The sequence below is a fragment of the Pseudomonas sp. R1-43-08 genome (genome assembly GCF_003852255.1).
In the GTDB taxonomy this organism is placed as follows: domain Bacteria; phylum Pseudomonadota; class Gammaproteobacteria; order Pseudomonadales; family Pseudomonadaceae; genus Aquipseudomonas.
The window spans coordinates 4,269,702-4,282,513 of record NZ_CP027734.1; the positions used below are offsets into that span (position 1 = coordinate 4,269,702).

General features: G+C 61.5%; 14 protein-coding genes. 10 read left to right on the top strand and 4 right to left on the bottom strand.

The window, feature by feature from the left end; translation table 11 throughout:
- Positions 1-80 precede the first annotated feature (80 nt).
- Positions 81-1,400 carry a PAS domain-containing methyl-accepting chemotaxis protein gene (locus tag C4J87_RS19530; protein WP_124369014.1) on the top strand — a complete coding sequence of 440 codons (1,320 nt, stop codon included), beginning with the start codon at positions 81-83 and terminating at the stop codon, positions 1,398-1,400.
- 73 nt (positions 1,401-1,473) lie between these two features.
- Positions 1,474-1,992, top strand: coding sequence for a DUF1003 domain-containing protein (locus tag C4J87_RS19535; RefSeq protein WP_124368074.1), 519 nt, complete (start codon positions 1,474-1,476; stop codon positions 1,990-1,992).
- Here C4J87_RS19535 and C4J87_RS19540 read toward each other — a convergent pair.
- Entirely contained in the window at positions 1,989-2,873 is an 885-nt protein-coding gene (locus tag C4J87_RS19540; RefSeq protein ID WP_124368075.1) for a LysR family transcriptional regulator, read from the bottom strand. The genes C4J87_RS19535 and C4J87_RS19540 overlap by 4 nt on opposite strands.
- A 79-nt stretch (positions 2,874-2,952) precedes the next feature.
- On the opposite strand from C4J87_RS19540, the gene C4J87_RS19545 reads away from it, so the two are divergent.
- Both C4J87_RS19545 and C4J87_RS19550 read left to right on the top strand, forming a co-directional pair.
- On the top strand, positions 2,953-3,660 hold the full coding sequence (locus C4J87_RS19545; protein WP_124368076.1) for a CTP synthase: 708 nt from the start codon (positions 2,953-2,955) through the stop codon (positions 3,658-3,660).
- Positions 3,657-3,980, top strand: coding sequence for an antibiotic biosynthesis monooxygenase (locus C4J87_RS19550; RefSeq protein ID WP_124368077.1), 324 nt, complete (start codon positions 3,657-3,659; stop codon positions 3,978-3,980). Before C4J87_RS19545 ends, C4J87_RS19550 begins: the two co-directional genes overlap by 4 nt.
- Positions 3,981-4,549: 569 nt before the next feature.
- Here the strand turns inward: C4J87_RS19550 and C4J87_RS19555 are convergent.
- Positions 4,550-4,873 carry a DUF2025 family protein gene (locus tag C4J87_RS19555; protein ID WP_124368078.1) on the bottom strand — a complete coding sequence of 108 codons (324 nt, stop codon included), beginning with the start codon at positions 4,871-4,873 and terminating at the stop codon, positions 4,550-4,552.
- A gap of 232 nt (positions 4,874-5,105) precedes the next feature.
- Here C4J87_RS19555 and C4J87_RS19560 point away from each other — a divergent pair, with 232 nt between their 5' ends.
- The 4 genes from C4J87_RS19560 (at position 5,106) to C4J87_RS19575 (ending at position 9,642) form a co-directional block, all read left to right on the top strand.
- On the top strand, positions 5,106-6,257 hold the full coding sequence (locus tag C4J87_RS19560; protein WP_124368079.1) for a glycerophosphodiester phosphodiesterase family protein: 1,152 nt from the start codon (positions 5,106-5,108) through the stop codon (positions 6,255-6,257).
- Between the two features lie 91 nt (positions 6,258-6,348).
- Positions 6,349-6,654: a PepSY domain-containing protein gene (locus C4J87_RS19565; RefSeq protein ID WP_124368080.1), complete on the top strand. Its 306-nt coding sequence runs from the start codon at positions 6,349-6,351 to the stop codon at positions 6,652-6,654.
- A gap of 150 nt (positions 6,655-6,804) precedes the next feature.
- On the top strand, positions 6,805-7,827 hold the full coding sequence (locus C4J87_RS19570) for a transporter (RefSeq protein ID WP_124364081.1): 1,023 nt from the start codon (positions 6,805-6,807) through the stop codon (positions 7,825-7,827).
- Positions 7,828-8,025: 198 nt separating this feature from the next.
- Positions 8,026-9,642, top strand: a complete 1,617-nt coding sequence (locus C4J87_RS19575) for an inorganic phosphate transporter (protein WP_124368081.1) — start codon at positions 8,026-8,028, stop codon at positions 9,640-9,642.
- Between the two features lie 13 nt (positions 9,643-9,655).
- Here the strand turns inward: C4J87_RS19575 and C4J87_RS19580 are convergent, their stop codons facing one another.
- A complete protein-coding gene (locus C4J87_RS19580; protein WP_124364083.1) occupies positions 9,656-10,552 on the bottom strand; it encodes a LysR family transcriptional regulator in 897 nt (298 codons plus the stop codon).
- A 105-nt stretch (positions 10,553-10,657) separates the two neighbouring features.
- Between C4J87_RS19580 and C4J87_RS19585 the strand changes: the two genes are divergently transcribed.
- Positions 10,658-11,419, top strand: coding sequence for an SDR family NAD(P)-dependent oxidoreductase (locus C4J87_RS19585; RefSeq protein WP_124368082.1), 762 nt, complete (start codon positions 10,658-10,660; stop codon positions 11,417-11,419).
- A gap of 11 nt (positions 11,420-11,430) precedes the next feature.
- Here the strand turns inward: C4J87_RS19585 and C4J87_RS19590 are convergent, their stop codons facing one another.
- Positions 11,431-11,868 carry a multidrug/biocide efflux PACE transporter gene (locus tag C4J87_RS19590; protein WP_124368083.1) on the bottom strand — a complete coding sequence of 146 codons (438 nt, stop codon included), beginning with the start codon at positions 11,866-11,868 and terminating at the stop codon, positions 11,431-11,433.
- A gap of 88 nt (positions 11,869-11,956) precedes the next feature.
- On the opposite strand from C4J87_RS19590, the gene C4J87_RS19595 reads away from it, so the two are divergent.
- Positions 11,957-12,811, top strand: a complete 855-nt coding sequence (locus C4J87_RS19595) for a LysR family transcriptional regulator (RefSeq protein ID WP_124368084.1) — start codon at positions 11,957-11,959, stop codon at positions 12,809-12,811.
- Position 12,812 lies beyond the last annotated feature (1 nt).

Consider the following 12,812-nt stretch of genomic DNA (forward strand, 5'->3'; position numbering starts at 1 on the left):
ACCGTGAGGCCCAGATGCCCCACGGGGTCAGGCGCATTTACATGGATCCCTCATACGCATGCCTGCTCGAGCTTCCGATCATGCTATTCAACGCTTACAAAAAAACCATCACCGCCTTGCAACACACCACTGCGCAACAGGCCAGCCTGCTGGACGCGATCGAGCGCTCGATGGCGGTTATCGAATTCGATGTGCAGGGCACGGTGCTGCGCGCCAATGACAATTTCTTCAAGACCCTGGGCTACCGCGCCGACCAGATCCTGGGCCAGCCCCACCGGATGTTCTGCACACCGTCGTTCGCGCGCAGCGCCGACTACAACCAGCTGTGGACACATCTGCGCAACGGCCAATTCCAGTCCGGCACCTTTGAACGGGTAGGCGCCAACGGCGCATCGGTGTGGCTGGAAGCCAGCTACAACCCGGTACGCGATGAAGCCGGTCGCGTGGTCAAAGTGGTGAAGTACGCCATGGACGTCACCCCCCGCCTGCAAGCCGAAAGTGAAGCCAATGCCAAGCTGCAAGCCATCGACCGCGCCATGGCGATGATCGAATTCAACCTCGATGGCACCATCATCACCGCCAATGCCAACTTCCTGCAGCGCATGGGTTACAGCCTGGCGCAGATCCAGGGCAAGCATCACCGCCTGTTCTGCACCCCGGCGCTGGCCAGCAGTCCAGCCTATAGCGAGTTCTGGAAGCGCCTGAACCAGGGTGAACTGTTCAGCGGCCAGTTCGAACGGGTGGACAAGCACGGTAATACCCTGTGGCTGGAGGCCAACTACAACCCGGTGTACGACGCCAGCGGGCGCCTGTGCAAAGTGGTGAAGTTCGCCTCGGACGTCACGGCCCGTGTGCAACAGCATGCGGCCGACGCGCAAAGCGCTGCGCAGGCCTATCACCTGTCGCTGAACACCCAGGACATGGCCGAAAAAGGCGCCGAGGTGATTCAGAAAACCGCCACCGGCATGCGCGACATCGCCGTTGATATCGACGCCTCTTCGCAACTGATCGCCAAGCTGGGCGAGCGGTCGCAACAGATCACCACCATCGTCAACACCATTCGCGGTATCGCCGACCAGACCAACCTGCTGGCCCTCAACGCCGCCATCGAAGCGGCCCGCGCGGGCGAGCAAGGCCGCGGCTTTGCCGTGGTGGCCGATGAAGTACGCCAATTGGCGGCGCGTACCAGCGGCTCCACGGCGGAAATTTCCGGCATGATCGCCATGATCCAGGACGAAACCCGCCAGGCCATCGACAGCATGGACGCCACCCGCGACCGTGCGGCCCAGGGCGTGGAACTGGCCAACCAGGCCGGTACGGTAATTCTGCAGATCCGTGAAGGCACCAGCGAGGCGGTACAGGCGGTGAGTGCATTTGCCAACGAGCGGGGCAACCGCTGACGGCTTCTTCATGTGCGGGCCGAGGGCTGGGTCTATAGTGCGTGATGCCTCACGCCACCGACTCGAGCCCGCCATGACCTCAGAAAAAGCCGACCCAACCCCTGTCGACCCCTTGCGCTTCCACCGACATCACGCCCACCTGGCGCCGACCTTTGGCAACGATACCTTTGCTCTCAAGGCCGAAGCCTTTGCGCGGTTCTTTGGCACACCGACCTTCCTCGGCGCGCAAACCGCCATTGTGGTGCTGTGGGTGGTGCTGAACGCGACCGGCATCACCCACTTCGATGTATACCCATTCATCCTGCTCAACCTGGCATTCAGCCTGCAATCCGCTTACGCCGCGCCGTTGATCCTACTGGCCCAGACGCGCCAGGCTGCGCGCGACAAAGCCCAGTCCGACGCCGACGCACAACACCGCGAAGCCTTGGCCACCGCCAACACCGCACGCCAGGCCCAGGCCGCACAAACCACCAAACAGTTGCTGGAACTACTGGAACAGAACACGCGGCTGACGGAAATGACTAAACAGCTGACCGAACGGATCGAAACCCTGACGTGCGAAATACATGAGCAATTTGTGCGCAAAACCTAATTGCGCAACCCGCTTACATGTCGCCCCAGCTCATCGAACAGGGTCACCACTGAACGCAATGCCCGGCAGTCGGGGCGCGTCAACAGCCACAGCGCCGTGTCATGCCCTGCCAATGCGCAGCCCAGTGGTTGCAGGCCATCGCCTATCAGAAAATCCGGCAGCGCCGCCACCCCCAGCCCGGCGCGCACCAACTCGGTCACCGACTGCATGCTGTTGCAACGATAACCGGGACGCACGCCCGGCAGATGCTCACGGCGCCAGGCCACTGTGGGATGGTCGGGTAAAAAGTCGTCCGGCGCGATCCAGGCCAGGTCAGCCAGCTCCTGGCCTGCATGCCGACGCGCATAGTCGGCGCTGGCGCACACCTGATACGTCACCGTCCCCAGGCAACGTCCGACAAGATGCTCCGGCGGCTTGCTGGTCAGACGCAGCGCGATATCGGCATCGCGGCGGCTGAGGTTGGCGAAATCATTGGAGGTGCTCAGCTCCAGGATCAACGCCGGATAATTCGCCATAAACCTGGCCAGGGCCGGCAGCAGCAGACCTTGCAGCACAGCGTCGGTGCAGGTCAGGCGCACCGTGCCGCTGATCACTTCCCCGCCCTGCTCCACACCGATGCGCGCGGCCTCCAGGGCAAGTTCTGCGCGCTCGGCCTGTTGCGCCAAGTGGGTGGCCAACTCGGTGGGCAGATAACCAGCACGGTTTTTTTCAAACAACGTCTGGCCAAGAGCAGCTTCCAGGCGCCGCACCGCCCGGAACACGGTGGACACATCCACCCGCAGCAGCCCGGCAGCCCGCGCCAGGGTGCCGCCGCGAACCAGGGCGAGGACCAGCGACAGATCGTTATAGTCGACTTGATAGTGCACGGCTGCATTGAGCATGTGGGCAAATGCCAATATTGATTGCGTGAGCGCCAATCTATAGTGCCCCTGAGGACACCACAAGCCATGGGATCACACGATGAAAGACGCCCCGCTGCACCTCGCTCTGATCGGCGATTACAACCCTGACGTGATTGCGCACCAGGCCATTCCCGTGGCGCTGCAACAAGCAGCCCAAGCCTTGAAGCTGAGCGTCAAGGTGCAATGGCTCGACACCGACGCCATCACCTCCACGGCCTCGCTGCACGGGTTCGACGGTTTCTGGTGCGTGCCCGCCAGCCCGTACCGCGACACCGAAGGCGCACTGCGAGCCATCCGGTTCGCCCGCGAACAGCGGCGACCTTTCCTCGGCACTTGCGGTGGTTTTCAACACGCGGTGCTGGAATATGCCCGCAACGTGCTGGGCTGGGCGGATGCCGAACACGGCGAGTTGGTACCGGACGCTAAACGTGCCGTCATCACGCCGTTGAGTTGTGCGCTGGTGGAGGCCGACGACACCGTACGCCTGGAGCCCTACACCCGCATCGCGCAAGCCTATGGCAGCCTGGATATCCACGAAGGTTATCGGTGCCGCTACGGCATCAACCCCGAGTTCGCTCATGCACTGCTCGAAGGAGAAATGATTGCCAGCGGTCACGACGCTGCAGGCGACCTTCGAGCGGTGGAGCTGCTGAACCACCCGTTTTTCGTCGCCACCCTGTTCCAACCCGAACGCACCGCCCTCAAAGGCATCACGCCGCCGCTGGCAATTGCCCTGCTCACGGCGTGCCAGGAGGCCTCGGCATGATCGCCAAGACACCGACGCCGCCCTACTACGCGGTAATTTTCAGCTCACTGCGCACCGCTGGCGACCAGGGCTACGGTCAGGCCGCCGCGCGTATGCTGGAACTGGCGCATGAACAGCCGGGATTTCTGGGCGTGGAATCGGCGCGGGAAGAAGGCCTGGGGATCACCGTGTCTTATTGGAGCAGCGAAGCGGCGATCCTGGCCTGGAAACAGCAGGCCGAGCATCAGCAGGTGCGCGAGCAAGGGCGCTCCCTCTGGTACACAGCGTTTCATACCCGCGTGTGCAAGGTGGAGCGGGCCTATAGCTTCCACACTGAATGATCGCGCGTCTGCAAAATGCATAGGTATCTACACAACTTTGTAGCAGCGGCCTACGCTAACCACGATGCGAAGCGAGCCGCTCTTGCTCTTGCTCTTGATCTTAAGCGCCCCGTTAAACCACGCTGGCCGGAATTCGACAGTGATTTGGGGGGTAAACCGACAGGGATGCCGGTTTAGCCGCCCCGCGCCATGGATGGCGCGTGGCGGCGGCCCCCCAAATCAATGTCGGATTACGGGCACACCGAGCCTAGGCGAGGTGCCGAGTGGTGGGGCAAGAGCGTTTTGCTTACTTTTGCGCTTTTCAAAAGTGAGACGCCGTAAGGGCGGAACCCTAAGCCGCCGTTACCGCAGCAACGGATATGTACTCGCCCTGATCCAGCATCCTGGTCGGCTGTCAGGCCGCCATCGGGAGCAAGTCGAATCGTCGCACCGCCCCTCCCACATTTGGATCGCGCGGCATCAGTCAGATAGCTATAGGCCGCCAGGTCGCCACGGGAGCAAGCTCCCTCGCCACAGGTTCAGGACTACGTCAAAGTTGTGTAGATACCTACGCTGCAAATGGCCTGCGCTTAACTGACCAAACTACGCAACGCACTGATCTGCGGGATCTCAATCCGGCGCATATACACCCGCAGCGGTTCGCTGATGTTGATGCGATCGTCAATGTTTTGTGCGAGCAGCAACTGAATGCGCGCGCGGGACAGGATCATGCTGTGGTCGGCAGCCGGTTCCCAGACGAACTCGGCTGTGGGGATGATGCCGTCATCGGCCACGTCCATGCCGAAGGCATCTTCGCTGAAACGCACGATGTACTGGCCCGTCTTGCGGTTCAGACCGACAAAACCGTGGAGTTGGTCGGCGGCCTGGCAGATAAGTTCGGAAGTGATGCGCATGGTAAACCTCACTGAAAAGTCCTACTGGGACTGGAAAGATGGTTTACACGCGTGGCAGAAAATACCGTCCTCTAACGGGAGAGCTTCGGTTAAGGGTACTGCAATGCATCACAAAAAAACCGACAAAATTGGCCCGTGCACACGTTAATGTCGGTTTGGTGATAGCGCCTTTCGCAATCAATTGTTAAAAAGGACACCTTCTCAAAGTTACCTCCACGAAAGGACTTCGCTTATGCCTGTCACGTTAACCAACGGCCCGGTGCACGCCACGCTAGGGAGTGCCTTGCTGCTGGCGCTGATGCTCGGCCTTGGCCCTGCACAGGCTGCCGACCCCATCAGCCCGGCTGAATTGGCGACAAACGAAGGCATTCCCTACCCTGCCGTGATCGCCCACCGTGGCGCTTCCTATGACGCCCCCGAGTCCACCGCCGCCGCTTACAAGGTCGCGCGCGACCTGGGCGCCGACTACCTGGAACTGGACCTGCAGCGCAGCAAGGACGGCGTATTGTTCGCCCTGCACGACAACAACCTGCAACGCACCACCGACGTGGCGACCAAGTTCCCCGAGCGCAAAGACGCGCCGGCCAACGAATTCACCTGGAAAGAGCTGCAAACCCTCGACGCCGGCAGCTGGTTCAACGCCGCCTACCCGGACCGCGCACGCCCTGGTTTCGTCGGCCTGAAAATCCAGAGCCTGGATGACATCATCAAAATCGCCGAAGGCAATCCGCAACACAAACCCGGCCTGTACATCGAGACCAAGGAGCCCAAGCAATTTCCGGGCATCGAGGCCGACCTGAAAAACAAGCTGCTGGACAAGGGCTGGTTGAGTTCCGCCGGCTCCAAGCTGGGCAAGAGCAACACCGGTGTCGGCCAAGGCAAAGGCCGCGTGGTGCTGCAAACCTTCGAGGTGGCCAGCCTGAAAGAACTGCAGAAAGAAATGCCCAACACGCCGAAGATCCTGCTGTTGTGGGTCGGTGAAGGCAGCATCGAACCGAAGTCCAAAGTGCCCTTTGCCGAGTCCGGCGAGCCGACCAAAGCCGCCTATTACGCCAAGCAGGAACCAAAGGATGCGGCCGAGTTCGAAAAATGGGTCGACCAGGCCAAGAGCCTGGGCGCCATCGGCACTGGCCCTTCGGCGGAGCTGACCGACCACGGCGACCAAAGCTACACCGACCTGGTCAAGCCTGAAATGAACCAGCTGACCCACGACAAGGGCCTGCTGGTGCATGTGTACACCGTGGATGAACCGGTTGATTTCGACAAGGTGATGAAGGCCGGCGTCGATGGCATCTTTACCAACCGCGCTGCCGAACTGCTGAAGTTTTACAAGCGCTGGCCGTCGTCCAGCGTGCAGGACCTGCTGAACGACCATAAGTACTGAGGTGTTTGTGGCAGTCAGCCATTAAGCATGAGTTAAGTTGCGCCGGTTAATCTGGCGCCACTTAAACAGTTCAACCAGAAGGACACACACCATGAGAACCTTGACCACTTTGTTCGCCGCCACTGCCCTGACTCTGACTGCGGGTTTGGCACAGGCTGATGTTCGTCCGGACCAGATTCCAGGCCTGCTCAAATCCGGTGACGTGATGGCGTTTGAAAAACTCAACGCTGCCGCCGTCGCCAAGCATGCCGGCGCCACCATCAACGACACCGAACTGGATCACGAAGCCGGCAAGCTGGTCTACGAAGTGGACCTGACCGACACCACCGGCAAGAAGTGGGACGTGAAGCTCGACGCCAAAACAGGCGCCGTACTGGAAGACAAGCAAGACACCTGAGTTCGATCCCCAAAAAAACGCGTCACCTGCGGGTGGCGCGTTTTTTTATGGGCGCTCGCCAAACCGTCACATAACCGTCATCGCACCTTGCAATGATTCGCGCATGCGAACCTGTGAAACGTCCTACAGGCGCTTTGTCTGCGAGCCTCCATGAACCACAGCATCGATCACGCCCATCAGGATCCCGATCTGTTTGGCCTGCTTTACGGTTTCCGCTTTCTGCCCGGCGAAAAGGGCGAGCAGATTGACTCGGCCACCGCGCTTGCGTACTTGCAACAACCCGGCGATCCGCAAGCATTTCTCTGGCTGCACCTGAACCTGGCCCACGCCGCCTGTGAGCGCTGGATGCAGGCCCACCTGGAATTGCCCGAAGAGTTCTTCGAAGCATTGCACGAAGGCTCGCGCTCCACGCGCATCGAGCACGTCGATTCCGCCCTGTTGGCGGTGGTCAACGACGTGGTATTCAACTTCAGCAGCATGGTGTCGTCGGATATTTCCACGTTATGGGTGTGCGCGCGCAGTCGCCTGCTGATCAGTGCGCGCCTGCAACCGCTGCATTCGGTGGATAAATTGCGCTCGTCGGTGAAGGCCGGTGAACGCTTCCGCTCGCCGCTGGAGTTGCTGGTGCACCTGCTGCGCGACCAAGGCGAAGTACTGACGCAAATCGTGCGCAAGACCAGCCTCAGCGTCGACCAGATCGAAGACCAGTTGCTGTCCTCGCGCCTGTCCACCAACCGCGCCGAACTCGGTGCCGCACGCCGCGTGCTGGTGCGTTTGCAACGCCTGCTGGCGCTGGAACCGGGCTCGCTGTTGCGCCTGCTCAACCGGCCGCCGCAATGGCTGCAAAAGGAAGACGTGAAGGAGTTGCGCAAATCCACCGAAGAGTTCGCGCTGATCATCAACGACCTGACGGCCCTGGGCGAGCGCATCAAATTGTTGCAGGAAGAGATCGCCGCCAACCTCAACGAACAGAGCAACCGCACCCTGTTCACCCTCACGGTGGTGACGGTGCTGGCGCTGCCGATCAATATCATCGCCGGTTTTTTTGGCATGAATGTGGGTGGCGTACCGCTGTCCACCGACCCGGAGGGCTTCTGGATCCTGGTAGCGCTGGTGGCGACCTTCACCTTGATTGCCGGGCGCTGGGCATTCAGGAAGCGCAAGGATTACTGAATGACGATCGTGACGATCGTTCCCACGCTCCCGCGTGGGAATTCAGCCCGTGACGCTCTGCGTCCCCGTGCGCGGTTTTGGCGGTGCCTAACAGACCAGCGGCACCCGCCTATCCCTTAAACACTGACCTGCCGCAGCATCTTTGTAACATTCTGCAATGATCATAGGCGACATCCTCATCACACTGGATGCTCCGGCATGGCCACCCCTTCCCTGACTGCCTCCCCCCACGCCTCACCCACCGCCTCCACACCCCGCCTGGACACCAAGCCCGGCCTGGTGACGGTGATCATGTTCTTCGCCGTACTCGCCATGGGCCTGTTGTTCACCGCCTATAGCCTGATGCATGACATGCACGAACTGGGCACGGTGGTTACCACCTGGACGCCGTTCCTGCTGCTCGGCGTGGCGCTGTTGATCGCCCTGGGCTTCGAATTCGTCAACGGCTTCCACGACACCGCCAACGCGGTGGCGACGGTGATCTACACCAACTCGCTGCCGCCGCATTTCGCGGTGGTGTGGTCGGGCTTTTTCAACTTTCTCGGCGTGCTGCTTTCCAGCGGTGCGGTGGCGTTCGGCATCATCGCCCTGCTGCCGGTCGAGCTGATCCTGCAGGTGGGTTCATCGGCCGGCTTCGCCATGATCTTTGCCCTGCTGATCGCCGCGATCCTGTGGAACCTCGGCACCTGGTGGCTGGGTTTACCGGCGTCGTCGTCCCACACCCTGATCGGTTCGATCATCGGCGTGGGCGTGGCGAATGCCTTGATGCATGGCCGCGACGGCACCAGCGGTGTCGACTGGAGCCAGGCCACCAAAATCGGCTACGCCTTGCTGTTGTCGCCGCTGATCGGCTTCGCATTTGCCGCCTTGCTGTTGCTGGCCCTGCGCGCCTTCGTGAAAAACCGCTCGCTGTATAAAGCGCCCCAAGGCGATACGCCGCCGCCATGGTGGATTCGCGGCATGCTGATCGTGACCTGCACCGGTGTGTCGTTCGCCCACGGCTCCAACGATGGGCAAAAAGGCATGGGCCTGATCATGCTGATCCTGGTGGGTACCCTGCCGATGGCCTACGCGCTGAACCGCACCATGCCCGCCGATCAGTCGCTGCAATTCGCGGCGGTCGCCGAGGTAACCCAGGCCGCATTGGTGAAGGCGGTACCGCAGCCAGCACCCGCCGACTCCCGCGCAACCTTGTCGACCTATGTACGTACCAAGGAAGCCACACCGGAACTGGTGCCCGCCCTCGCCGCAATCACCGGCCATATCGGTGCCGAGGTCAAAGGCTATGGCTCCCTGGCCGCGGTACCGGCTGAAGCGGTGGGCAACGTGCGTAACGACATGTACCTGACCAGCGAAACCATTCGCTTGATGGACAAGGGCAAGGTCGGCGGTTTCGACGCCGATACCCAAGACAAGCTGCAGCTGTTCAAGCAACAGATCGACAGCGCCACGCGCTTTATCCCGCTGTGGGTCAAGATCGCAGTGGCCATCGCCCTGGGGCTTGGCACCATGGTTGGCTGGAAGCGCATCGTGGTGACGGTGGGCGAGAAGATTGGCAAGACCCATCTGACCTACGCCCAAGGCGCCTCGGCCGAAACCGTGGCGATGCTGACCATCGGCGCGGCCGACATGTTCGGTCTGCCGGTGTCGACCACCCACGTATTGTCATCGGGTGTGGCGGGAACCATGGTGGCCAACGGCGGCGGCTTGCAGATGCGCACCATCCGCAATTTGCTGATGGCCTGGGTGCTGACGTTGCCGGCGGCGATTGTGTTGTCGGGCAGCCTTTACTGGCTGTTCACGCAACTGTTCTGAACCACGTTCGCCTCTAGAGATGCGCGTGCAGTGTGGCCGCCAGCCACTCCATGAACACCCGCACGCGCAAGGGCAAATGCCGCTGGCCGGCGTAGAGCAACGACACGTCCAGCGGCGGCGCCGGGTAATCCGGCAGCACCGCCACCAGCTCGCCGCTGCCCAACAATTCGCAGATGCCCAGGCGTGGCACTTGAATGATGCCAAAGCCCCCCAGGCACGCCGCCTGGTACGCATCGGTGCTGTTGACGGTCACGCGCCCGGCCATCGGCAGCCGCTGCACCTTGCCGCCTTGCACGTATTCGAACCCCGCCGAGCGTGCGCCCAGCGGGCGTACGTAATGCACCAGTTGATGGTGCTCAAGGTCAGCCAGGGTTTCGGGCCTGCCGTAGCGCTGCACATACGCCGCGCTCACACAGTTGACCATGGGCAGGCTGCACACCCGCCGCGCCACCACGCTTTGATCGGGCTGGGCGCCCACGCGCACGACACAGTCGAAGCCTTCGGCGATCAGGTCCACCTGGCGGTCCGAGCTGCTGATCTGCATGTCGATCAGCGGATGCCGCTCCATGAACGGGGGCAAGTTGGGCACGATCAAGGTGCGCGCCATCGCGTTGGGCATGTCCACCCGGATGCTGCCGGCCAATTGGGTTTCGTCCTGTCGGAACAGCCCTTCCAGTTCCTCCATATGCGCCAGTAAATCCTTGCTGCGCTCATACAACACCCGGCCGTCCTGGGTGGCCTGCACCCTGCGCGTGGTGCGTTGCAACAGGCGCGCACCGAGCAGTTCCTCCAGGGCCCGCACCTGCTCGGACACGGTGGAGCGCGGCAGGCCAAGGCTCTCGCCAGCCTGGGTGAAACTCGACAGTTCGGTGACGCGCACGAACGTGCGCAGCAGCTCCAGTTTATTCATGGGATTGTTCGCCTTGCCCGACCAGTGATTCCGATATAGCCCTGTTTATCACGTTACGGACGTACAAATACACTCAGTCCCACTATCACCTCAGAGGACTGCAGCATGACCACACGTAAAATCGCACTGATCACCGGCGCCAGCCGCGGCTTGGGCAAAAGCGCTGCACTGCACCTGGCTGCCCAGGGCGTCGATATCATCGGCACCTACCACAGCAAGGCTGATGAGGCCCGGGCGTTAGTGGCGCAGATCGAACAACTGGGCGGCCGCGCCGCCATGTTGCAACTGGACGTGAGCCAGAGCGCGACGTTCGCAGGGTTCGTCACTGAAGTTACCGGCGCGCTCAAGGATGTTTTCGCACAGGACCGCTTTGATTTTCTGATCAACAATGCCGGTATCGGCCTGCATGCAAGCTTTGCCGAAACCACCGAAGCCCAGTTCGACCAACTGGTGGCGATTCATTTCAAGGGACCGTTTTTTCTGACACAGAAGCTGTTGCCGTCGATTCGCGACGGTGGGCGCATTCTCAATGTGTCCAGCGGTCTGGCGCGTTTCAGCCTGCCGGGCTACGCCGCCTACGCGGCCATGAAAGGCGCGATGGAAGTGCTGACCCGCTACCAGGCCAAGGAACTGGGCGCACGTGGCATCAGCGTCAATATCCTCGCCCCTGGCGCGATTGAGACCGACTTCGGCGGTGGTGCGGTGCGCGACAACGCAGACATCAATGCCATGGTCGCCAACAACACCGCCCTGGGCCGCGCCGGTTTACCCGACGACATTGGCGGCGCCATCGCGCTGCTGCTGGCCGATGGCAGTCAATGGATCACCGGCCAGCGCATTGAGGCTTCAGGCGGCATGTTCCTGTAGGCGCCTGGCGCTTACAGGGAAATCGGGGTCTTGCTGGCAATCCTGTCGCGTATCACGTCATAGCCCCAGTGATAGACATAGGTGTACGGCAGGAAAAACAGCAGCACCCCGATGTCGAGCAGGAAGGCGTCCAACAGGCTGATCTTCATCAAGGCGGCAATCAAGGGCACCGCCAGCAGGATCAGGCCACCTTCGAACAGCAGCGCGTGCAGCACCCGCGTCCAGCCGCCGCCGGGCAGTTGCAGGCGCACTTTAAGGCGGTCGAAGACGCTGTTGAAAATGACGTTCCAGCTCAGCGCCAGCAAGCTGATGCCCAGGGTCACCGCGCCCATTTCCAGGGCCGGTCGGCCGGTCACCCAGACCAGCAAGGGCGTACAGATCAACAAAGCCAAACCTTCAAAACCCAGGGCTTGCAGAACGCGTTCAGTCATCGATTTGGTGGGGTTCATGACCCGGCTCCGTGAAGGACGATGGTTGCCATGATTACCCCTTGAGCCGATACTTCATAACGAATAACCATCGATCAAGGCGATACTCATGGCGTCCCATGAAGTGCTCCAAGCGTTTGTCCAGGCGGCGACCCAAGGCTCGTTTTCTGCGGCGGCACGCAAGCTGGGCAAGAGCCAGTCCACCATCAGCGCGGCGGTGGCCAGCCTGGAGATTGATCTGGACGTGGTGCTGTTCGATCGCAGCAGCCGCAAACCGACGCTGACCCCGGCCGGCCAGGTGTTGTTGCAGCGCGCGGAGCAGGTGCTGGAGGCCAGCAGCCGGCTGGAGCTGGCGGCGAGCCAACTGGCCCAGGGGCTGGAGCCGAAGCTGAGTATCGCCATGTCCGATACCTACCAGTCCGACCACTTCGAGGTTGCCCTCAGCGCCTTTGAACAACGCTACCCGGACCTTGAGTTGGAATGCCTGATCGCTGAATGCGAAGACTTGATCGCCTTGGTGCAAAGTGGCCGCACACACATCGCGTTTATCGAACAGCAGGAGGTTTACCCGCCGGACCTGACGTTTGCCCCCGTTGAAGAACGTACCGAAATCGCGCTGTTCGTTGCGCGTAAACACCCGTTGGCAAGCCTGGCTAAGGTTCACCCGCAGACGCTGCAACTGCACCGGGAGTTGCGCTTGGCGAGCATCATCAATCCCAATGAAAACCGCGGCACCCAGCGCGTATGGTCGGCCCCCAGTTACCTGATGTTGATGGAAATGGCGCAACTGGGCTTCGGCTGGGCCCCGATTCCGCGCTGGCTGGTGGAGCGTTTTGGCGGTGGGCAATTGGTCGAACTCAAGGTGCGCAGCTGGCCCCGCTCGGTGGCGGTGGATGCGGTGTGGTCGCGACAGAACCTACCGGGGCCGGCGGGCAGTTGGTTGCTGGGCAAGATGCTTGAGTGAG